Source organism: Hufsiella ginkgonis (assembly GCF_009834915.1).
Taxonomy (GTDB): Bacteria; Bacteroidota; Bacteroidia; order Sphingobacteriales; family Sphingobacteriaceae; genus Hufsiella; species Hufsiella ginkgonis.
Genome location: NZ_WVHS01000007.1, coordinates 117,342 through 139,375, shown reverse-complemented (window position 1 = coordinate 139,375; position 22,034 = coordinate 117,342). Strand labels below are relative to the sequence as shown.

The 22,034-nt window shown below is 50.1% G+C and carries 22 protein-coding genes and 1 pseudogene; 7 read left to right on the top strand and 16 right to left on the bottom strand.

Annotated features, from left to right (window positions below):
• The first annotated feature begins 379 nt into the window (after positions 1 to 379).
• A complete protein-coding gene (locus GS398_RS22035; protein ID WP_160909002.1) occupies positions 380 to 1,726 on the top strand; it encodes a PhoH family protein in 1,347 nt (448 codons plus the stop codon).
• A 3-nt stretch (positions 1,727 to 1,729) separates the two neighbouring features.
• Positions 1,730 to 3,220 (top strand): NAD(P)H-hydrate dehydratase, encoded by a 1,491-nt coding sequence (locus GS398_RS22030; RefSeq protein ID WP_160909001.1) that lies wholly within the window; start codon positions 1,730 to 1,732, stop codon positions 3,218 to 3,220.
• Here the strand turns inward: GS398_RS22030 and GS398_RS22025 are convergent.
• Genes GS398_RS22025 through lipA form a run of 3 tightly spaced genes read right to left on the bottom strand, consistent with a single transcriptional unit; the run spans position 3,217 to position 5,503 of the window.
• On the bottom strand, positions 3,217 to 4,050 hold the full coding sequence (locus GS398_RS22025; protein WP_160909000.1) for an anti-sigma factor: 834 nt from the start codon (positions 4,048 to 4,050) through the stop codon (positions 3,217 to 3,219). The genes GS398_RS22030 and GS398_RS22025 overlap by 4 nt on opposite strands.
• Positions 4,050 to 4,601, bottom strand: a complete 552-nt coding sequence (locus GS398_RS22020) for an RNA polymerase sigma factor (protein ID WP_160908999.1) — start codon at positions 4,599 to 4,601, stop codon at positions 4,050 to 4,052. The genes GS398_RS22025 and GS398_RS22020 overlap by 1 nt, the downstream gene beginning before the upstream one ends.
• 23 nt (positions 4,602 to 4,624) lie before the next feature.
• On the bottom strand, positions 4,625 to 5,503 hold the full coding sequence (gene lipA / locus GS398_RS22015; RefSeq protein ID WP_160908998.1) for a lipoyl synthase: 879 nt from the start codon (positions 5,501 to 5,503) through the stop codon (positions 4,625 to 4,627).
• A 137-nt stretch (positions 5,504 to 5,640) separates the two neighbouring features.
• Here lipA and GS398_RS22010 point away from each other — a divergent pair, with 137 nt between their 5' ends.
• The 3 genes and pseudogenes from GS398_RS22010 (at position 5,641) to GS398_RS22005 (ending at position 8,862) form a co-directional block, all read left to right on the top strand.
• Complete coding sequence (locus GS398_RS22010; RefSeq protein ID WP_160908997.1) at positions 5,641 to 8,004, top strand: TonB-dependent receptor; 2,364 nt, start codon at positions 5,641 to 5,643, stop codon at positions 8,002 to 8,004.
• Positions 7,998 to 8,111 (top strand): annotated as a pseudogene (locus tag GS398_RS22920) (hypothetical protein); the annotation flags it as partial. The gene GS398_RS22010 and the pseudogene GS398_RS22920, both read left to right, overlap by 7 nt.
• Positions 8,089 to 8,862, top strand: coding sequence for a DUF4249 domain-containing protein (locus tag GS398_RS22005; protein WP_369410285.1), 774 nt, complete (start codon positions 8,089 to 8,091; stop codon positions 8,860 to 8,862). The pseudogene GS398_RS22920 and the gene GS398_RS22005, both read left to right, overlap by 23 nt.
• Here GS398_RS22005 and ytxJ read toward each other — a convergent pair.
• From ytxJ to GS398_RS21980, 5 genes are all read right to left on the bottom strand, one after another.
• Positions 8,859 to 9,197 carry a bacillithiol system redox-active protein YtxJ gene (ytxJ, locus tag GS398_RS22000; protein ID WP_160908995.1) on the bottom strand — a complete coding sequence of 113 codons (339 nt, stop codon included), beginning with the start codon at positions 9,195 to 9,197 and terminating at the stop codon, positions 8,859 to 8,861. The genes GS398_RS22005 and ytxJ overlap by 4 nt on opposite strands.
• 340 nt (positions 9,198 to 9,537) lie before the next feature.
• Entirely contained in the window at positions 9,538 to 10,032 is a 495-nt protein-coding gene (ribH, locus tag GS398_RS21995; RefSeq protein ID WP_160908994.1) for a 6,7-dimethyl-8-ribityllumazine synthase, read from the bottom strand.
• 19 nt (positions 10,033 to 10,051) lie between these two features.
• Positions 10,052 to 10,726, bottom strand: a complete 675-nt coding sequence (locus GS398_RS21990) for a tetratricopeptide repeat protein (protein WP_160908993.1) — start codon at positions 10,724 to 10,726, stop codon at positions 10,052 to 10,054.
• 150 nt (positions 10,727 to 10,876) lie between these two features.
• Entirely contained in the window at positions 10,877 to 12,610 is a 1,734-nt protein-coding gene (locus GS398_RS21985; protein ID WP_160908992.1) for a M14 family metallopeptidase, read from the bottom strand.
• Between the two features lie 43 nt (positions 12,611 to 12,653).
• On the bottom strand, positions 12,654 to 14,297 hold the full coding sequence (locus tag GS398_RS21980) for a M14 family metallopeptidase (protein ID WP_160908991.1): 1,644 nt from the start codon (positions 14,295 to 14,297) through the stop codon (positions 12,654 to 12,656).
• Positions 14,298 to 14,415: 118 nt separating this feature from the next.
• On the opposite strand from GS398_RS21980, the gene recF reads away from it, so the two are divergent.
• Positions 14,416 to 15,531: a DNA replication/repair protein RecF gene (gene recF / locus GS398_RS21975; RefSeq protein ID WP_160908990.1), complete on the top strand. Its 1,116-nt coding sequence runs from the start codon at positions 14,416 to 14,418 to the stop codon at positions 15,529 to 15,531.
• Positions 15,532 to 15,533: 2 nt separating this feature from the next.
• Complete coding sequence (locus tag GS398_RS21970; RefSeq protein WP_160908989.1) at positions 15,534 to 15,824, top strand: DciA family protein; 291 nt, start codon at positions 15,534 to 15,536, stop codon at positions 15,822 to 15,824.
• 30 nt (positions 15,825 to 15,854) lie between these two features.
• Here GS398_RS21970 and dtd read toward each other — a convergent pair whose 3' ends face one another.
• The 8 genes from dtd to GS398_RS21930 form a co-directional block, all read right to left on the bottom strand.
• Positions 15,855 to 16,307: a D-aminoacyl-tRNA deacylase gene (gene dtd, locus GS398_RS21965; RefSeq protein WP_160908988.1), complete on the bottom strand. Its 453-nt coding sequence runs from the start codon at positions 16,305 to 16,307 to the stop codon at positions 15,855 to 15,857.
• A 37-nt stretch (positions 16,308 to 16,344) separates the two neighbouring features.
• Complete coding sequence (gene rsgA / locus GS398_RS21960; protein ID WP_160908987.1) at positions 16,345 to 17,265, bottom strand: ribosome small subunit-dependent GTPase A; 921 nt, start codon at positions 17,263 to 17,265, stop codon at positions 16,345 to 16,347.
• Positions 17,266 to 17,295: 30 nt separating this feature from the next.
• Positions 17,296 to 18,276, bottom strand: a complete 981-nt coding sequence (locus GS398_RS21955; protein ID WP_160908986.1) for a type I phosphomannose isomerase catalytic subunit — start codon at positions 18,274 to 18,276, stop codon at positions 17,296 to 17,298.
• 96 nt (positions 18,277 to 18,372) lie between these two features.
• Positions 18,373 to 18,732, bottom strand: a complete 360-nt coding sequence (locus tag GS398_RS21950; protein ID WP_160908985.1) for a hypothetical protein — start codon at positions 18,730 to 18,732, stop codon at positions 18,373 to 18,375.
• Between the two features lie 125 nt (positions 18,733 to 18,857).
• A complete protein-coding gene (locus GS398_RS21945) occupies positions 18,858 to 20,084 on the bottom strand; it encodes an NADP-dependent isocitrate dehydrogenase (protein WP_160908984.1) in 1,227 nt (408 codons plus the stop codon).
• Between the two features lie 120 nt (positions 20,085 to 20,204).
• On the bottom strand, positions 20,205 to 20,885 hold the full coding sequence (nth, locus tag GS398_RS21940) for an endonuclease III (protein ID WP_160908983.1): 681 nt from the start codon (positions 20,883 to 20,885) through the stop codon (positions 20,205 to 20,207).
• Between the two features lie 26 nt (positions 20,886 to 20,911).
• The gene (locus tag GS398_RS21935; RefSeq protein WP_160908982.1) at positions 20,912 to 21,109 is read right to left on the bottom strand and encodes a hypothetical protein; all 198 of its coding nucleotides are present in this window, start codon (positions 21,107 to 21,109) and stop codon (positions 20,912 to 20,914) included.
• A 133-nt stretch (positions 21,110 to 21,242) separates the two neighbouring features.
• A complete protein-coding gene (locus GS398_RS21930; RefSeq protein WP_160908981.1) occupies positions 21,243 to 21,827 on the bottom strand; it encodes an RNA polymerase sigma factor in 585 nt (194 codons plus the stop codon).
• Between the last annotated feature and the right edge of the window lie 207 nt (positions 21,828 to 22,034).

The window sequence follows — 22,034 nt, the reverse complement described above, 5'->3', positions numbered from 1 at the left end:
TATGCGTGATGATTGCGCCTGAATGAACGGCCTTCCCGTGCATGCACCGGATCAAGCAATGTTATGGGAGCTATTAGCGATCAGCAATCAGCTTTGATTACGCTGTCAAACCTGGAATACTACTCAGGAAGAGCTCAACGTCAATTACTTATCTTACAAGGTATACTTACGGGCTGAATGCTGATAGCTGACAGCCAAATCCACTCCCCAGAAATTCAGCTTGATCCTGGATCAGGAATCGAGCAACAAATCTGGGAGTAGTTTCGGGAATTAATCCTCCCCCGCCTCGCCTATACAAAACTTCCGTTCACTCCGCTTGTTAGTAACTGCAATCCCGGCATCACCAACTATCCGGTTGTTATTTACTATTTTTAAGCACATGAAGGAACCAAAATCGCGGTATGGCCAGCGAAAGATATTTGTTCTCGACACCTCGGTGATTTTATATGATCATGATGCTTTCAGGAACTTCCAGGAGCACGATGTAGCGGTGCCGATCCAGGTGCTGGAAGAGCTGGATAACTTTAAAAGCGGCAACGATACCCGGAATTTCGAGGCACGGAGCTTTATCCGCCTCATCGAAGAGATCTCGCACGATAACCTGTTAAACGCGTGGATCCCGCTGAACGGCAGTACACATGGTAACTTTAAGGTAGTAATGGACCGTAGGCCCGACCATGGCGACGCCGAGCAGATCTTCGGGGAAGGGAAATTCGACCACCGGATCCTCAACGCTGCGTTACACCTTCAACAGGAAAACCCGGGAAAGAAAGTAGTACTGGTTTCGAAAGATATTTGCCTTCGCCTCAAGGCCAAAGCACTGAACCTGCATGCCGAAGACTATGAAACCGGCAAGGTGAAAGATGTGGATAAGTTATATACCGGTAAATCGATTGTGGAAAAAGTGCCGGAGCGGGTGTTGCAGGACCTTGTAAAAACGGGTCAGCTGGAAATCGCGCAGCTCGGCATTCCGCCATTGCGGGGCAACCATTTCTTTATTCTTAACAGCAAAAAACGGGTAGAGACCGCTTTCTATAGCAAAGCCGCCGGCAGGCTGGAGCATGTGCCTGAACAGCCCGTTTTTAATATCCTTCCAAAGAATCCTGAGCAGGCATTAGCCATTCACGCATTGCTGAATCCGGATATTAAGCTGGTGACCATCCAGGGCAATGCAGGTACCGGTAAAACGCTGATCGCGTTGGCAAGCGCCCTGGAGCAGCGGAAATATTACCGGCAGATCTACGTTACACGCCCGATCATCCCGTTGAGCAACAAAGATATCGGCTTCCTGCCCGGGGACGTGAAATCGAAAGTAGACCCTTATATGGCCCCTATCTGGGATAACCTGAAGTTTATCAGGGAACAGTTTGCCGAGGATACCAAGATGCAGGCAAAGATCGATGAACTGGTGACGAGCGAGAAGATCGCCATCGCACCGCTGGCATTTATTCGCGGCCGTACCCTCACCAAGATCTTTTTTATCGTGGATGAAGCGCAAAACCTGACGCCGCACGAGGTTAAGACCATCATTAGCCGGGCTGGCGAACATACCAAGATCATCTTTACCGGCGATATTTACCAGATCGATACCCCTTACCTGGATTCTGAAAGTAATGGGTTGTCATACCTGATCGATAAAGCAAAAGACCACCCGCTGTATGCGCATATCACGCTTCGAAAAGGAGAACGGAGTGAGCTTGCCAACCTTGCAACCGAATTGTTGTAATAAATGATGCACCTGCTTACTGCTTCACAAACACGTCAGGCTGATCAGTACACCATCCAACAGAGAAAGATCAGCGCCGACGACCTGATGGAGGATGCGGTAAACGCATTCTGCAGGACTTTTATCGCCACGTTTCCCGACAAGCATCAATTCATCAGTGTGTATTGCGGTACGGGTAATAACGGGGGAGACGGGCTGGCGATCGCACGTTTGCTCGTCCGCGAAGGTTACCAGCAGGTGACCGTCAAAATTGCGCCGTTTAATCGATCGCGCGCTGAGGGGTTCAGGCTTAACCTCGGGCGGGTTGAATCGTTGCGGATCCCGGTTACGGAGCTGTCTGCGGATGGGTTTCCCGACGAATCACAGGCGACAGTTTTGATAGATGCGCTTCTTGGTTCAGGCCTGAACAAACCGTTAACCGGAAGTTGGCAGCTATTGGTAAGGCATTTAAATAATTCAGGGAGGCCAATCGTCTCGGTGGATATTCCCACTGGTTTTCCCGCCGAAGGGCCTGTTGGTGATCCGGAAGATTTTATCCACGCCACGCTGGTCATTACTTTCCAGCTTCCAAAGATCAACTTTTTCTTCCCGGAGTCGGAGAAGGCGATCGCCGAGTTCAAGGTGGTTGACATCGGGCTCGACCCGGAGTTTATTTCCGGGCAGCAAAGCGGCTTTACGCTGGTTACCGATGCCGCGGTACGTACCCTCCTGCAGCCGCGAAGGCCATTCAGCCACAAAGGAACTTATGGTCACACATTAATTATCGCCGGGAAGAGTGAAACGATGGGGGCGGCCCTGCTATGCTCGGAAGCATCCCTTTTTACAGGAGCGGGACTTACTACCGCCTTTGTGCCCCGGGATGGATTAACGGCGCTAAATGTACGTTCTCCGGAGGTGATCGCAATTATCCGCATCGCGGGATCGCCGTTACCTAAAATAGATAAATACACCGCGATACTGGCAGGGCCCGGTTTTGGTACCGACCAGGAAGCCATCGCTATCATCCGCCAGCTGATCGATGCGCGGCCGGGTAAGCTGGTACTGGATGCCGATGCGCTCACGATCCTCTCGAAAGATCCCCAGCTGTTGGACAAGCTGCCGGCAGAAACGATCCTGACCCCTCACATGAAAGAGTTCGACCGGTTGTTCGGGGCGCACGAACATTGGTGGGCCCGTGTGCAAACAGCCCGGAAATACGCATCCCTGAAGCGCCTGGTGATCGTGTTAAAGAACCGGTATACCTTTATTATCCTGCCCGACGGCCAGGTAATGATAAATCCCACCGGCAGTCCTGCTATGGCAACCGGGGGTATGGGCGATGTATTGGCCGGTATGGCCGTATCATTGCTTGCACAGGGCTATGCTGCGGGCGAGACAGCCATGCTGGCAACTTATATTCATGGCCTTTGTGGTGCGCAATATGAGGGGATGGTATGTCCTGCCGCTGAGCTGGTTAAATTGATCCCGGCAAAGATGAAGGCTTTAATCCACTAGATATTCCCGGCAACCATTAGCCGGTCCATGGTGGGGTTTACGCTGCCCCCTTTGGGCTCGAGCGTCACTGCGAAGGTCTGGGCCCGCGCAATCTCTTTCATTTTCAGCATCCCGATGCTGTCTGCCGATTTGTCAAAAACGCCGAGATCTACCGGTTTGCCATCCACGAGCGCCCATAGCTGGTATTGGTGCCGGGTATCGTTAGCCGGCATATCCATGTCATTCAGGTCGATCATCACCTCCTTCGCTTTTGGGTTAAAGGCTACCTTCATTTGCGCCCCTTTGGGTGCATTGGGCGTAGCGGCAAGTGTAACGATCAAGTAGTCAGGGCTGTGCAGCACTCTTAACGACTGGTTGGCGTGGTCCAGCTGTTTCTGCATATACCGGGCATTTGAGGTAAATTTCTGCTCGGACGCCTGCATCGCCACTATGGCTTGTTTAGAATCCTGCAGCCGGTTGTAAGTCACGAATAACGCAGACCAACTGAAAGCAAGCAATGCCACCGAGGCCGCAAAAGCATACTTGTAAAATAAAGGAACGCCAGGCCGCGGCATGGCAACAATGGCAGCGCCTTTTTCCGGTTCTGCAGAACGCACGGCGTCATGGGAAGTTAAACCCGCCAGCACGCGTGACCGTACATGGCCCGCCGGCGTCAACGCCTGTGCCGCAGCATATTTTTCGAAAGCTTCTTCTATCGCCGTTAATTCCTCACGCACAGCAGGATACCTCGCGGCCATTTCCTCCACTTCTTGCCTTTCGGCCGGAGATAAGTCGCCTGCAGCATAAAGCTCCAGGATGCCACTTTCGATATATGCTTTGATCTCTTCCACTAATTAAAAAATTTCCTCAACGTAGTAATAGCCATCCTGAGCCTTGTTTTCACGGTTCCCAGGGGTAGCCCCAATTCGTCTGCAACTTCAACGTGCGTATAACCTCTGAAGTACACCAGGTCGAGAATTGATTTCTGTTCCGGCTTTAACTGTGAAACCAGCTCTTTAATTCCCAGAGTATCAGGGTTAATCGCTGTGTTCCTTTGTTCATCGATAAAATTTACGGTATTTTCAATGTCTTGGTTTTTAGAATTATTTCTAAAGTCCTTCGAGCGTAATTTGTCGATAGAAAGGTTTCGGGCAATGTTGGCCATCCAGGTAAACAGGCGGCCTTTTTCCGCATCGAACGAAGGGAATGAGTTCCAGATCTTTACAAAAACTTCCTGGAGAAGGTCTTCTGCAATTTCATCGTGTTGGACGATTCGGAAAATAATTCCGTAGAGCGAAGAGGAATACATGTCATACAAAGCCTCCGCAGCAACACTTTCGCGCGCCTTAAGGGCACGGAGTAATTCTGTTTCGGTTAACGTTATTTTTTGTGTCTTACTCAACGCCCTAATGTAGAAACTTGAATCTACATTTCAAAAAGATGTTTTTCAGCATGATAGGAGGAACGCACCAGCGGCCCGCTCTCTACGTACCTGAATCCCTTTTCCAGCGCAACATGCTTATAATCTGCAAATTGAGCAGGTGTGATCCAATCCACTACCGGGTGATGCGTTTTGGTTGGCTGCAGGTACTGGCCAAGTGTAAGAATATGAACACCGGCGTCCAGGAGGTCGTCCATGGCTTCGTAAACGTCTTCTACAGACTCGCCCAACCCGAGCATGACGCCTGATTTAGTGCGGAGACCTGCTTCAGAGATCTGTTTCAAGCAATCAAGGCTCCGGTCATATTTCGCCTGTATGCGCACCTCGCGGGTAAGACGACGAACGGTTTCGAGGTTATGTGATACTACTTCCGGGCGTACCGCGAGTACACGCGCCAGGTTCTCACGATTTCCTTTAAAATCTGGCAACAGCGTTTCAAGCGTCGTTTCGGGGCTTTCGCGGCGGATGGCCAGGATCGTTTCTGCCCAGATGCCCGAGCCGCCGTCTTTCAGGTCATCACGATCTACCGAAGTGATCACGCAATGCTTTACCTGCATCAGCTTCACGGAGGTGGCCACGCGGTCGGGCTCATTCGTATCTACCGCAAGCGGCCGGCCCGTAGCTACGGCACAGAAGGAACAGGAACGGGTGCAGATATTACCAAGGATCATGAAAGTTGCCGTGCCTGCTCCCCAGCATTCGCCCATATTCGGGCAATTCCCGCTTTCGCAGATGGTATGCAGCTTATGCGTATCTACCAGGCTTCGTACATGTGCATATTCCTTTCCCACGGGGAGCTTAACCCTCAGCCAATCGGGTTTTCGTTGTACCTGGCTGGCAGGGATCACCGGCAGTTCAATCATATTACAAAGGTAAATAATTATTTCAGGAAGCGGTTGCCGCCTTTGGGAAGTTCGATGCCGAAATTACGGAGGGCTGACAACTTTCCGGTTTTTAGCCAGATACAACCATTAATTGCTACATTCGGTTATAACTACACATGAAACCGCTGTTCAATATCTTTATTTTACTGGTTGCGGCGATAATTCCCCTGGCGGTGAAGGGGCAGGCGGTGAGTTTTTCGTTCAGTGGGTTTGTGCGCGAAAAGGGTTCCCAGGAGTCGCTGCCGGGCGTGAGTATTTATATCCCGTCGCTCAAGCAGGGCATCCCATCCAATAACTACGGCTTTTATGCCTTCAAGCTTCCCGCGGGCGAATACCTGGTGGAGGTTTCGGCGGTCGGGTTTAAAAAACAGCAGCTGCAGGTACTGCTCAGTAAGGACCTTAAGCTGGATATCCTGCTCGAACCTTTCGCACAACTGGCCGAAGTAACCATCTCCGCCGCGGCGGGAAAAAGTATCAGTGAGGCCTCGCAAATGAGCGCGATCGATATACCGGTCAACCAGATCAAAGATATTCCTGCTCTGCTGGGCGAAAAAGATGTGTTCAAGGTTATTAAATTGCTTCCTGGAGTACAAAAGGGAATGGAAGGCAGCAGCGGGTTTTATGTGCGCGGCGGGGGGCCGGACCAGAACCTGATCATGCTCGACGATGCCGTAGTTTACAATGCCAACCACCTTTTCGGGTTCTTCTCCATTTTTAACGGGGATGCGTTAAAAAGCGTTGAGCTGATCAAGGGGGGATTTCCTGCGCGTTACGGCGAGCGCCTGTCATCGGTATTGGTGATGAACATGAAGGACGGTAACAAGGAAAAACTTACCGGGGAAGCCGGCATCGGCCTGATCTCTTCGCGGTTTACGCTTGAGGGGCCGATTCAAAAAAATAAATCCTCCTTCCTGGTATCGGGCCGGCGCACGTATCTGGACCTGCTGGCGCGGCCGTTCCTTTCGAAAGAAGATAAGGCCGGGTATTTCTTCTACGATATGAATGCTAAAGCGAATTTCACACTCGATTCGATTAACAAAGTTTTCGTGAGCGGTTACTTTGGTCGTGATAAATTCTATACTAAATCGAAGTACGACAGTAATGACCTGGAAAAAGGCAATTTCAACTGGGGTAACGCCACCATCACCACCCGTTGGAACCACCTGTTTAACAGCCGGTTTTTTGCGAATACGTCGCTGATCTACAGCGATTACCAGCTCAACCTGAATTACCAGGACAAATACGACGATGAGTTTTACGAGCTCAACTACACTTCAGGCATCCGCGACCTCGGGGGTAAATTCGATATCGATTATGCGCCGGGCGGCAGGCACTACCTGCGGGCGGGCCTTAAAACCGTATGGCACCGGTTCACGCCGCGTGCACGGATCGAAAAAGGATCGTCAGAATACCAGAACACTCGCGATGTTACGCGCTATCACAGTTATGAATATGCCGTTTACGCGGAAGATGACTGGTCGCCATTTGAACATTTTTCGGTGAATATGGGGGTACGGGCGGCTGTTTTCCGCACCGGCGGACGGAGTTACGATAACATTGAGCCGCGGGTGTCTATGCGTGCCTCACTGTCTGGCGTCACTTCGCTGAAGCTTTCTTACGCCCGTATGAACCAGTACCTGCATCTGCTTTCCAATACCGGTATCGGGCTGCCAACGGACCTCTGGGTGCCATCAACAACGAAAATTTTGCCGGAAAGGTCGCAACAGGTGGCTGGAGGGCTGGCGAGAGACCTGCCGGCGCACAACCTTCTTTTCTCCGCTGAAGTGTATTATAAATCGATGAAGAACATTATTTCCTACCGTGAAGGGGCTTCTTTCCTCGACCCGGAAGATGACGACGCCAAACAGGATGTAAACTTCGAAGATAATGTAACATCGGGAACCGGTAAAAGCTACGGGCTGGAACTGATGCTGCAGCGCAAATCCGGAAGATTGTCGGGATGGGTGGGCTATACGCTGGCGTGGACCAGATACCGGTTCCCTGAGCTTAACTTTGGCAAGGAGTTTTATCCGCGGCATGACAGGCGCCACGATGTTTCGGTGGTGTGCATTTATAAGCTCTCGGAGAAACTGAAACTCACCGGCACCTGGGTGTACGGGAGCGGGTCGGCGCTAAGCATCCCGCGGTCGGAGTATAGCACCTACCGCAGCGGGGCCAATTTTTACAGCGGGATAGGTAACCTTAACCCGTACAAGGGTGTGCAGCAAACGTCGGTGACCGATTTTGGCGAGCGCGGCACGTTCAGATCGGAACCGTATCACCGGCTGGACGTCGGCCTGCAGTTCTTTAAAAAAAAGAAAAAGACCGAGCGCACTTTCGAGCTGGGGCTTTATAATGCCTACAGCCACCTGAACCCGTTTTACTATTACAACGATACCGGTGCCGACGACAGAAGCGTGTTGAAGAAGGTGGCGCTTTTCCCGATCATCCCCTCGGTATCATGGAACTATAAATTCTGACGTATGAAGATCGCCCCGTTGCTCGTCGTTTTCGTCATGTCGCTGGCCGTACTTTCCTCCTGCGAAAAGGTAGTAAACGAAAAGCTGGTAGCCAGGCCCGTAAAATTAGTGGTGAGCAGCTTCATCAGTCCTTCCGACGATACGGTGCGGGTATACCTCTCCTGGTCTTCGCCGTTCTATGGGAACAGGATCATACCGCCCGCCCTCAGCACAGCGTCGGTTACCATTTCAGACGGAACAACGAGCAGGAACCTTTCCTGGTTTAGCAGGCAGGGGATTTTTGTGATCCCGTTCAACCAGTTCCCCATCGCCGTTGGCAAAACTTACGAGCTGAAAGTAAAGACCGCAGAAGGAGTGGAGGCAAGCGCTTCGACCACCATTCCGGCCTTACCGGTATCACCGAAATTCGAGCGCCTGCAAACACGGACGACGGGTCCAGCCGATAACCGGGTAAAAACCCATGTTTTCCGCTTTTCGGTAACTGACCCGGCCGGGACACCCGATTATTATCGCTTTGATGTGTACCAGCGGACAAATGAGTCTGTTTACGACGTCGTATTCATGGTGGGTCATAAAATGGTGGACGATCAGCTTCGCGATGGCACTTTGGTCGAAGAGTTTATGGAATACGACGAATCGCTCGGCAACGGCGCGGGCTTCCGGCAGTACATGTTTGACGGTTACCTGCTGCATGTCACGCCCGAGTACGCACTATTTCATCAATCGCTCGACAGGAACAATATCTCGGAAGACAATCCGTTTGCAGAACCAGCCCTGGTGTATAGCAATATTAAAGGAGGCTACGGTATTTTCGCCGGTTATAGCCGGTCGCGGATCAGCCGGACCTATTCTAACTAGGAAGCCGCGAGGATCTGGACCGCTAACTCCTCCGAAGAGATCTCACCATGAGAGGTTTCGTACACGCACTCGCCGTCTTTAATCAGGAGTACTTGCGGCGACTCATGGTGTACCTGGAACAGGTCTGCTACCTGGTTCGAGATGGCACGGTAAGCGATAAGGTCGAGAAAGTAAAGCGGTGTTGATTCAGGAATTGCCTCCCAGTCGAGCTCGAACCGTTTTTTTACCATCAGGCTGATGGAGCAGCGGGTACTGTGTTTAAAAATTATACTGTGATCTTTTGATGCTTTGATCTGCGCTAACTGTTCGGGGGTATTTAATGGTATCCAGGTCATATCTTTTACACTCGTTTCCAATTCGAATGCAAATATCGTACTTGAACAGGGTTCAACCTCGAAAATTTAAAGAATTGACTTTAAATAAACAGAGAACAGCCGGGAGCAAGCTACCTGCGGCGAGATTTCGGATTGCTTGAGTAAGCCGGGCAAAGTTTCGAAGAGCAAGACTCAAGTACCGTTGCTGCAACAAAAAGTACCAGTAAACAAGCTGCAATGCGTTTCATATCGATTTGTTTTTTCTGAAGCCGGAAACAATGTATATCCTGAACCCCTCGAAGTCCGGGGAATTTATACCTGCTCCTTATTTCGTTTAAATATATTTAAGTTAACACAAATATCAAACCGTAGTTTGCAGACTGGCCTGTAATGCAGCCATTTGTATAGCGGTTGCGGCAGCTTCGTCTCCTTTATTGCCCAGGCGGCCGCCGGAACGGTCTTTTGCCTGCTGTAAATTATCAGTTGTTAATACGCCAAAGATGACCGGTTTATTGTGCTTCACCGAAACTTCTGTGATGCCGTGCGCTACGGCGCTGCAGATGAAATCGAAGTGACGGGTTTCACCCTGGATCACACAGCCCAGGCAGATCACGGCATCGACATTTTTTGAGGAAAGCAGGATATCGGCTCCTGACGTAAGTTCAAAGCTCCCGGGGACTTCTATCGTCGTGATGTTGGATTCTTCCGCGCCTTTTTCGAGCAGCAATGAATAAGCGCCGTTATAAAGCGGGCCTGTAACTTCTGCGTTCCATTGCGCCACCACGATACCAAAGCGGAAAGGCTTTGCCGGGGGCAGCGACGCGGTGGAGAAGCCGGAAAGGTTTTTGGTTGCCATGCCTTAATTAAAGCTGGTACTATTTTGCGGCTTCGGCGCGTGCGATGTATTCGTCGATAACAGCCGCTTCGGTGCTTCTCGGGTATTCTTCCCTGATCTTTTTATACGCATCGAGTGCCGATTCGTAATCTTTCTCGTGCTCGAAAGTAAGGCCGAGCTTTTTAAGGAACAACGGCGAAGTGAAGGTATTACCCGACTTTTCGGCCGCTTTTTTATAGTAAGTAATGGCTTTGTTGTAATCCTGTAATTCGCTGTAAGCATCGCCGAGCATACCGAGTACCAACGGGTCGATCACCGGGCTGCCGGTGCTGCTGTAGTTGCCCAGCGCTTCAACTGCTTTTTTGAACTCGCCTTTTTTAAGGTAGAGACCGCCCAGGTATACATTGGCCAGGTTTGCCGATTTGGTGCTCGAATATTCTTCAGCGATTTTTTCAAAGCCGGGATATGATCCATAGCCTTTAATCGCTTTATCACTTAAAGAGTCTACTCCTGCAAACTCCTCTGCTTTGAACATCTCATTTGCCGCTTTATCCGCGCGTGGTGCGAGGTAGTATTTCTGGTACCCGAAATAAAGCAGGACAAGAGCCACAATGGCGCCCCCAATTACTGCAAGGCTTTTCTGATTCTCTTTCACGAAACTTCCTGTATTACCTAATTTGTTGTTAGCAATGAGTTCTTTTTGCTTAATAGCCATTTATGTTTTAAATTAAAGTGTGCAAAAATACGGTTTTTGGCGGGAGTCGCAAGTTTTTTTGTATACAGCTGATGGCTGATACCTAATGTCTTACCCGGTTCTGCGTTGAATTAAATATTAACCGCCAACAGGGTTGCCATCCAATAGCTATCAGCCCTTTCTTACGGCTTGCCCGCCCTTTTTACTGTCAACCGATACCGTTACGGCGCCGCTTCCCTGTACGATCCATCTTACGGTCACCGTGCCGTTGCCGGGGATGTTTGCCACGGAAAGATTTGCCGGGTCGACTTTCTGCTCTGCGGTGATGCCCATGTCGCGGTTGGTTACCACCATTCCTGCCACTACTTTGGCGCCGGAAAGGCTCACGATGTCTGGCACTTCGATGCGGTATTTAAGGTCCTGGCTGGAGTGCGTAGGCATTAAGCGACTGTTAGCGATTACGGCGGTGATCTCCCTTAAGCCGCCGCCGAGGTTCTTTTCGCTGATCTCGTCTACGGAAAGTTTTGGCGTGTGAAACGCGTGGTACAGCGTAAATGCCATGTTGCGGTGTGCATCGCTTTCGAGCAGGAAGCCGGGATGCATACGGCCATAGTTCTTTTTAAAGCCGCCGATCTCGATATCGCCGTATTGCGGATGTTTATACGGTTTCCAATCCACAAATGCATCTTTAAATAGCAGGTAACGGTCGAAGAAATAGGAAGCATCGGGCGAGTTATCAGCGCCGGGTTTGTTAAACAGGGAAAACGAGGTCCAGAGCTCATTCGAGAATGTGTAGATCCCTCTTCCTCCATAAAACCAGTCGAGCTCGCCGCCGAACACCGAGTAAAGGTCTTTGTAAACCACCAGGTACCGGTAGCCGGGAATGAGGTCTTCGCCCATTTTGCCGAGGGCGTCATATACCTGTACATCCTGCGCGTTATAGGTGTTCAGGTCTTCTTCGGCGCCTGGTCCGCGAAGGATCATGCCCCCATTGTTGTGATAAGACTGGCCGGCGGCGATGTTGGGATGCTTCATCACGAAATCGGCGATGCCGCGGTTTTCCGGCAGGGAGAACGGGTATTTATAGGCACCGTTCTGGATGTAGTTGGGTTGCCAGTTCCAGGCCCAATCGCGGTTCGGGTCGTATGCGCCCTCTCCGTCTTCGTTTACAAAGCCGTCGCCATCGTTGTCAATGCCTTCAGAGCCGAGGAGCTCGTATTCGCCTTTTTCGTCGGGACCGACCACGATCATGCGGCGCGGATCTTTCGGGTCGGCCCTGTACCTCCCGTTCGGGTTTTTGCGGCGCATAGATACGATGTTTCCGTCGCCGTCAAGGTCGTCAAACCCGTCTTCGTTGGTGGCGCCGTCCCGGTCATTATCGATAGGGATCAAGCCTGAGCGGGGAGAGCTTGCCGTATTCGGATTGTGAATGAAGTTATCGCGGGCGTCAGGATTAATGGTCGGGGCGATGTAAAACGTCTTGTCGGCCAGTAATTCCCGGATGAATTTGGTATCCGCAAATGATTCGGCCAGGTACCATGCCGTATACAGTGCGAATTCACTGCCCTGGATCTCGTTGGAGTGAATGTTCCCATCGATATACATCGCCGGTTTGCGGCTGGCATCCCCGGTTTTGAAATCGGTGATGGTCATTACCCACATCTCCTTCCCGGTGAAGGACTTTCCCATCGATTCCACTTTCACGAGATTGGGGTATGCCGCGGCCAGTTTTTTGCAGACGTCGGTTATAGCGGTATAATCATAATACCTGTTCCATGCCATGGGAACCTTCGGGTTAGCCGGGCTTCCCGAGGCCTTCAGGATGTTTTCTGGTAACTGGGCATAGGCGGCATATGAGCCTGCCAATAGCAGCGTGAAAGTTAATTTTATAAAAAAATTCTTCATCTTATTTTCTTTTAAGTCAGTGCGTCAGGCTGATCACCGGATACTATTTAAGCGTTATTTCAATTTTTTTAGACCCCGTGGTAGGGCTGCCAGCTTCGATGCTGAGGTTGCCGCTGCCCTGTACCAGCCAGCTAAGCGTTTGGTTGCCATAACCTTCTATGGCATCGAGCACCTGGTTTTTACGACCGCTGACCACGTTTTGTGAGTTGGTAGTAATTACTTTAACGGCGATCTTTTTTACCCAGTAGCTTCTTTCGCCTACTTTCGTCTGGCTGGCAATGGCTCCTTTGTTCATTACGGTAAGGGTGATGCGGGTAAGGTTATCTCCCGCTTTTTCCGTTTCGATGTTTACGATATCCAGTTGCGGCGCCATTTTGGCCAGTGCCACCAGGAACCCGGTATGTTTGGTTACCAGGCCATCCACCAATTTATAGGGAGGATTGATCAGCGCAAAAGGGTCGATACCGCCTACCTCCACTACTTTCCCGGGGAAATCGGGGTGATTGATCTTTGTCCATTCTTTATAGGTGCCGGTAATTCCCTGGCTTTTTGCCCAGCGCAGGTAGTTAGGTACCGCATCCTCGATGAGGAGCGGTTTCTCTTTCGCCGTAGTATCGGGCTTCGACTTGGGTACCCACCAGCCCGGGGTGCTGAAGCTGAACCTGCCGTAATGAAAATAGGCCCATTGTGAGAAGTCGCCGCCGCCGGGCGAAGTTTTGGGTGCATCCCTGCTGCCGGTCTGCTTGTTGTACACGTCTGATACCAGTGCGTTGATCTTTGTATCAGGCTCAAAATACCCGGTAATGATCCTTTTCGAGATCCCGGCAGGACTAAATACAACGGGTGCCGACAGGTTGTTATTCGGACCAAAGGTTACCACGGCAAAAACGTTCGATAGCTCAAATAAACGATCGAGCAGCGCCCTGTTCTCGTTTTCAGAAACAGCAAATTCTCCCGCTCCGGGTTGAAAGTTAGGGTAGTTGAAGCTCATGTTCTTATTGAACTGGATCCCCCCCTCGCCATCTTCGTTAAACTGGCCATCCTTATCATTGTCGATGCCTTCGCTGAAAAGCAGGTATTTCCCGGTTTCGCCTTTGGCGGGATTTGCCAGGACCAGCGATCGCGGGTCTTCTGGGTTCACCCGGTATTTCCCGGTAGGGTCCTCCACGCGCATCCAGGTGATCCTGCCATCGCCGTCGAGGTCTTCGAAGCCGTCTTCGTTCACTTTCCCGTCACGGTCATCATCCGTGCTGCGGGCGTTGCCGTTCCGCGCATAGCGAAGTTTGGCGAAATATTGCTCGCCGGCATCGGGGCTCATATTGGGAAACACGTAGAAGGTGGTTTTTGCAAGGAGCGCCCTGATACTATCGGTGGCGGCGCCTTTTACGAGCTTTTCGGCAAATCCCAGCGCAAGCTCAGCGCCGAGCAAATGAGAGCCTTCAACTCCGCCTACTATCGCAATGCCTGGCTTCTGGCCGGTATTACCGGTTCCGATGGTAATCATCCAGATATCTTTGCCACCGGTTGTCTTTGTGAGCGATTGTATGTTCACCATGGAGGAGTTCGCGGCTGCGAGACTGGTAACACGCTGATTGAATTGCGAATAGGTACTATAATCCTGCGCTAAGGCTGATGAGCCCATGCAGATTCCAATACCTAGCGTAAACAGGTTGAATTTTAATGTCATGTGGTAAGGTTTTCGGTTACAAGATAATGAACAATGGACAAGGATCAATAAACAATAGCCTCCGTGCTTAAATTATTGCACCGCTCATTGTCCATTATTAGTTAACTTTGGTGTTCCTATGTATCTCCGGAAGTTATCTCTCCTTAATTTTAAGAACTGTGCAGAGGCGGAAATTACGCTTTCGCCTACGGTAAATGCCTTTACAGGCGATAATGGGGCCGGCAAAACTAACCTGCTAGATGCCATCCATTACCTGGCATTGTGCAAAAGTTATTTTAACCCGGTAGATACCCAGCAAATTATGCAAGGAACAGAGTTCTTTATGGTACAGGGTATTTTTGAACGCGCGGAGAAGGAAGAACAGATCTCCTGCTCGCTGAAAAAGAACCAGAAGAAGCAGTTTAAGCGCAATAAGAAGGAGTACGAGCGGTTGGCAGACCACATCGGGTTGTTTCCGCTGGTAATGATCTCGCCGTACGATACCAGCATCATTATGGAAGGCAGCGAGGAGCGGCGGCGGTTTATCGATACCATCATTTCGCAAACGGACAACCGGTACCTCGATGGCCTTATTCTTTACAATAAAGTGCTCGCCAACCGGAACAGTTTGCTGAAACAGATCTCAGAAACCGGCCGTTACGACCCTTCGCTGCTGGAGATCTACGATGACCAGTTGGTGGAAACCGGGCAGCGGATCTTCGGAAAGCGCAAGAAATTTATGGAAACCTTCGGGCCGGTGTTCCGCAAACACTACGAATACATTACCGGGAAAGCGGAAGATGCCGGCCTCACCTATGATTCGGCGCTGCTGCACGAGGATTTCGCCGGTCTCCTGAAGAGATCCGCAGAACGCGACCGTGCCTTGGAAAGGACTACTGCGGGAATTCACCGGGATGACCTTACTTTCCTCATTCATGGCATGCCCATGAAGAAGTTTGGTTCGCAGGGACAGCAGAAGTCGTTCCTGATCGCATTAAAGCTGGCGCAATACAGTTACCTGCTCGACCAGAAAGGATTTAAGCCGCTGCTGCTCCTGGATGATATTTTCGATAAACTGGACGATAAGCGGACCCGCAAGCTTATGCAAATGGTTTCGGCGGACGATTTCGGACAAATTTTTATCACAGATACCAGCCGCCAGCGGATTGAACGTATCTTTGACGAGATTAATGTGCCGGTCACCGTTTTCGACATCGCCGCCGGTAGCTGTATCTCCCACGATGAACCCCGATAAAGATGAGCCGTGTAAATGATAAGTCGCTGAAAGATGCCATCGACCAGATGCTGCAGGTTTATAAGCTAAAACGCCGGTTTGATGAAACCTCGCTGATCGCCGCATGGCCGGAAATGATCGGTAAAGCAATTGCGAACCGCACTAAGCTGATCTACATCCGCGACCGGAAATTGTACATACGGGTAGAATCATCCGTGATAAAAAATGAGTTGCTGATGATGCGTACGCAGATCGTAGAGAAGATGAACGAGTTTGCGGGATCGAAGGTGATTGATGAGGTGATAATTATGTAACCCGCTCCTGCGGCTAAAGGCGTGAAAGGCCTATTCCTTCGCTTTAGAATCGATGGTGATGGTTACCGGCCCGTCATTGACCAGGCTAACCTTCATATCAGCACCAAAAATCCCTGTTGAGATTTTTTTCCCCGAGAGGCTTTCAAGCGATTGTATCATCGCCTCGTAAAGGGGGACCGCTACCGGCGGTTTAGCCGCGCGGATGAACGACGGCCGGTTTCCCTTTTTTGTTTGCGCAAACAGGGTAAACTGCGAGACCAGGAGGATGTTACCTTCTACATCTATTAACGAGCGGTTCATGAGCCCGTTTTCGTCACCGAAAATGCGCATGTTCACTATTTTCTGGGCGAGCCAAGAAACATCCTCTCCGGTATCCGCATCTTCAATTCCCAATAAAATAAGCAGGCCTGTTTTTACGGAGCCCGTCGCAAGTCCGTTCACAATAACGGAAGCCTCGCTAACACGTTGAATGACTGCACGCACGTTTCGTTACATTATATTATACGCCCAGCGCAATGCGTTACGCCCTTGTATCCTGTCCATGATAAATACTTAAATAGCTTTCGTACCTTGATAAGGTTATTTCACCGCTTTCTACCGACTGAAGGATCGCGCACCCGGGCTCATTAATATGGCGGCAATTATGGAAACGACAGCCTGACATGCGGTTGCGCATCTCCGGGAAGAAGTGACCAAGCTCCTGCGGGCTGATGTCGACGATACCCAGCTCGCGGATCCCGGGCGTATCGATCAGGAAGCCGCCGGCGGGAAGCTCGTACATTTCCGCGAAAGTGGTGGTGTGCATTCCCTTATCGTGCCATTCCGATATCTCGGTGGTACGCAGTGCGAGACCGGGCATCAGCTGGTTGATAAGGCTGGATTTTCCTACCCCGGAATGACCTGAGAACAGGGTGACCTTGTCCTTAAGGGCGTCCTGGACCTGGTCTACATTCGTGCCCTCGAGGGCGGACACCGAAAAGCAGGAGTAACCAATATGCTCATAGATAAACTGGTATTCCTGCAGGATTTCCAACCCTTCGTCGCTGAAAAGGTCCAGCTTGTTAAAGACCAGTGAAGCGGGAATTCCATACGCTTCGGCCGTCACCAAAAAACGATCGATGAAACCGAGCGAGGTGCGGGGCGAAGCCAGCGTAACCACGAGGAATGCCTGGTCGAGGTTCGATGCGATGATCTGTCCCTGTTTGGAGAGATTGATGGATTTGCGGATGATGTAGTTCTTGCGGTCGTGCAGGCGGGTGATCACTCCCGTTTGCTGTCCGGGCTCGAGTTCGAAATCTACCTCGTCGCCCACCGCAACCGGGTTGGTGGTGGTAATACCTTTTATCCGGAATTTACCCTTGATCCGGCAATCGAACCTGCCGCCGTTCCGGGTGAGCACCTGGTACCAGCTTCCTGTGGATTTGGTTACCAGCCCCTGCATAAGCTGATCGCTCTTATATCTGCATCGCCGCTATTCCACATAACTTTCAAGCAGCTTGAAACCGGCGGTTGTTTCGAGCTTTACCTGCCCGATAGTTGCCGGAATGAGGATGCAGTCGCCCATCTTTACTTCCAGGCTATGGTCCTCATACACCAGTGTACAGGCGCCGGCAACACAAACATGTATCACGAACGAGTCGATGGCCGAATAATCACGTTCGGCCGGCCGGTCGAACTCAAGCACATTGGTAGTAAAATATTGACAGGTAACGGCCTGTACCGCTTCATTTTTGCGATGCGAGTAGTTCGTTTTATACTCGGGGTAAAGCTTGTAATCGATGGCTGCCAGCGCCTCTTCGGTATGGAGCTCGCGTTTGTTGCCTTTATCGTCTACACGGTCGAAATCATAGATGCGGTAAGTGATATCCGAGGTTTGCTGGATCTCGGCGATCAGCAGGCCTTTCCCGATGGTATGGACACGTCCGGCCGGAAGGAAAAATACGTCGCCGGCGGTTACGTCCTCTTTATTCAGGATGTCGGTGAGGTGACCGCTGTTAAGTTTTTCCAGGTAGATCCCTTCGTTCACTTCCTGGTTAAAACCCGCGATAAGAGTTGAGCCCGGGTCGGCCTGGATCACGTACCACATTTCGGTCTTACCGAAGCTATTGTGACGTTTTTTCGCCAGCTCGTCATCAGGGTGTACCTGTATAGAGAGATCATCGTTTGCATCGATGAACTTAACGAGCAGGGGAAACTCGTTCCCAAAGCGTGCATATACTTTTTCGCCAACCAGTTCACCCTGGTATTTTTCGAGCGCGGCGGCCAGCGATTCGCCTTCAAGCTCTCCGTTTGCGATCACAGAAACATTACTCTTTACACCCGATATCTCCCAGGTTTCGCCACAGTTGGGAAGAGGGGAGAAATCTTTATCCAGGTAGGTGCTGATCTTACTGCCGCCCCAGATCTTGTCTTTGAAAATCGTTTTAAATTTAAACGGGTATAATGCTGCCATGGTTAAAAGTATGTTGCAATATTAAGAATTTAAACCTTCATGGAACAAAAAATGCCGGACGATGCCGGCATTTTAAGTATAATCAGGTAGCGGTCATTATTTTTCTGCCACTCTTTTAAATGTATTGGTCACAGAGTTTCCACCAAAGGTGGAGGTGATCTGGATAGAATCGCCCATGAATTTTCCTTTCGACTCTTGCGGGCCACCGCCGATATCGATCTTATACGAGAAGTCGCTGCCGGCTATTTTACCATCGGTAAGCGGGATCTCGCCGTAAGAGGAAACGATCGAACCGGTCAGTTTTTCGCCCTCCGCTTTCAGCTTGTAGGTTAACTCAAGTTTCTGATCGCCGAACTTAATGAGACCTTTCCAGGTACCGGTGAGGTCCGCAACGATCGCTGCGAAGCAGATGACAAACGTGAAGATAAAGGAGATGGAGAGAATGATCTTTTTCATGATTTTTTTGTTATCAGTGGTCAGTTATCAGTTTGATGCTCGTTAATTATTAAGCCGATCTCAATATAGGACTTATCCTTTAATCTCCAAAATCCCCCGGCAACTGATCACTGACTACCGGCAGCTTATCCCAGTTTCGCTTTCAGGTTCTCGTCAATCGCTTCGAGGAACTCTTCGGTGTACAGGTAATCTGTTCCGTGTTCAACGTTGGCTTTGATGGAAATGGCAAGATCCTTGGTCATTTTTCCGCTCTCAACGGTTTCGATACAAACCTGCTCGAGGGCATGGCAGAAATCGATCAGTTCCTGGTTGCCGTCGAGCTTGCCGCGGAATTCGAGGCCCCTGGTCCATGCAAAGATCGAAGCGATCGGGTTGGTGGATGTCGGGCGGCCTTTCTGGTGTTCGCGGTAGTGGCGGGTTACGGTTCCGTGTGCGGCTTCGGCCTCCATGGTTTTTCCGTCGGGCGTAACCAGGGTCGAAGTCATCAGGCCAAGGGAGCCGAATCCTTGTGCAACGGTATCAGATTGTACGTCGCCGTCATAGTTTTTACAAGCCCATACAAAGTTCCCGTTCCATTTCAGGGCGGAGGCAACCATGTCATCGATCAGGCGGTGTTCATATACGAGCCCGGCCGCATCAAATTGAGCTTTGTATTCGTTTTGGTAAATTTCTTCGAAGATGTCTTTAAAACGGCCATCATATTTTTTCAGGATGGTGTTTTTAGTCGACAGGTAAAGCGGCCAGCCTTTCATGAGCGCCTGGTTAAAGCAGGCATGGGCAAAGCCTTTGATGGATTCGTCGGTATTGTACATAGCCAGTGCAACACCGTCGCCTTTGAAGTTAAACACCTCGAAAGACTGTGTTTCTCCGCCGTCTTCAGGGGTGAACGTAATAGTGAGCTTTCCTTTGCCTTTGGTTACGAAATCGGTGGCGCGGTATTGGTCGCCGAAAGCGTGACGGCCGATGCAGATCGGTGCAGTCCAGTTAGGCACCAGGCGCGGTACGTTGCTCATCACAATGGGCTCGCGGAAAACGGTACCGTCCAGGATGTTCCTGATGGTGCCGTTCGGCGATTTCCACATTTGTTTCAGGTTGAATTCTTTTACACGTTCTTCATCCGGGGTGATGGTAGCGCATTTGATCCCAACGCCGTATTCCTTGATCGCGTTAGCCGCATCGATGGTCACCTGGTCATTGGTTTCGTCGCGGTACTCTACGCCCAGGTCGTAATACTTAATATCGAGGTCGAGGTAAGGAAGGATCAATTTGTCTTTAATAAACTTCCAGATGATCCTGGTCATCTCATCACCATCCAATTCTACCACCGGGTTTGCTACGTGTATTTTTTTCATGTCTGTTTAAGAAGGGGTTAACGTGTTAATGAGGCGCAAAAATAAGAAATACGATGAATAATGACCAATGTATGCTGAACAATAAGCGAGAAGTAATCTTATTTACGGTAACAATACCATTCAATATTTACCAGGTGATAATTCCAGGTCAGTTACTCCCGGTTTTACCACCTTCTCATAATACCTGCACATATAGGTGATCGGGCAGATCTCGCATTTCGGTCTCCTGGCGAGGCAGATATAGCGGCCATGGAGGATCAGCCAGTGGTGCGCATGGCGGATGGTGTCCTGGGGCAGGTACTTCACCAGCTGTTGTTCCACGGCCAGGGGTGTTTTGGCGTTGATGGTGAGACCCAGGCGATTGGCTACGCGGAAAACATGCGTATCTACGGCCATGGCGGGTGCTTCGTAGATAACGGAAGCGATCACGTTAGCCGTTTTACGCCCTACACCGGGCAGTTTTTGCAGTTCGTCCACATCAGAGGGTACTATGCCTTTAAACTCGTCGACCAGTTTAACGGCCATTCCCACCAGGTGTTTGGCTTTGTTATTCGGATAGCTTACGCTGCGGATGTATTGAAAAACCTCTTCCGGCGAAGACGCCGAGAGGCTCCAGGCATCTGGAAAACGCTCGAAAAGGCGGGGAGTTACCAGGTTGATCCGTTTATCGGTACATTGGGCAGAAAGAATTACAGCAACCAATAGTTCGTACGGGTTGCTGTAATGAAGTTCTGTTTCCGCATCTGGCTGATGCTCCGAGAAATAGTCAACGAAAGCTTTAAAACGTTCGCGTTTTTGCATATGCAAAAGTAACGTTTATCCGCTTATCATTTAAGGGACCTGGAGTACCTGAGCAGTTTCTCGATGGTGCTGTTTGCGGGTTGTGTTGCAATTTCGTTCAGGTCTTTCTTTAAAAGCTGGAAGAATTGCTGGTCTGCTTCACCAAGGCTTTCATCAGTGGCATTGCCCGGATGAAAGTTGTCATGAGCAGGAAGATTGGTGACAGGAGTAGAAGTTTTAATCATAAGCGCGGGAGAGTTTTGTATAATCAACGCCGCTGTATTATGATTATTGTGAAAAGAAGATGAAATTTTGAAAAAATCTTTTAGGGCGTAACGTGCTACGTAAACGTATAACGTCACCCCCTAAAATTTCATGTTAATTCTTCAAACTCAACTCCTTCGTCTGCATCATCTTCCGGAGATTGTTCAGCGCGTAGCGCATCCTGCCAAGTGCGGTGTTGATGCTTACATTCGTGATGTCGGCGATTTCTTTGAAGCTAAGGTCGCCATAATGGCGCATCAGCAGCACCTCTTTTTGCTCAGGCGGAAGCAGGTGGATCATGGCCTTAAGCTCCTTGTGGGTTTGCTCGCGTACCATGCGGTCTTCCATACTTTCGTCGTAAAAATGCAGTACCTCGAAGATGTCGTACCCGTCGCCCGTGGTTACTACCGGCGTACGCTTTTCCTTTCGGAAATGGTCGATCACCAGGTTATGAGCAATGCGGATCACCCAGGGTAAAAACTTGCCTTCTTCGTTGTATTTTCCTGCCTTCAGGGTGTTAATGACCTTGATAAAGGTATCCTGGAAAATATCTTCTGCCAGGTACTGGTCTTTCACCAGCAAATAAATAGATGTGTAAATTTTGGATTTGTGCCGTTGAATCAACTCTTCCAAACCCTGCTCGTGACCCGCCAGGTACAAATGTACCAGCTCCTGGTCGTTTCTTTCTTGAAGTTTCATAGGACTCCTACTTTAAATTCCCCCTTAAATAAATACCCAATTCTCAAAGTAGAGTTTTACCGATATGCAGTCTCCTAAATTATGTGAGCGTTCGTGTGTTTTGTGCTTCTCAAATCAAACAAATATTTTGCCGAAAACCAAGAATAAATTCTGAAAATTCTGAATAAACTCTTATTCGCCGTATTTTTGTGCCTGATTTAGCAAAGT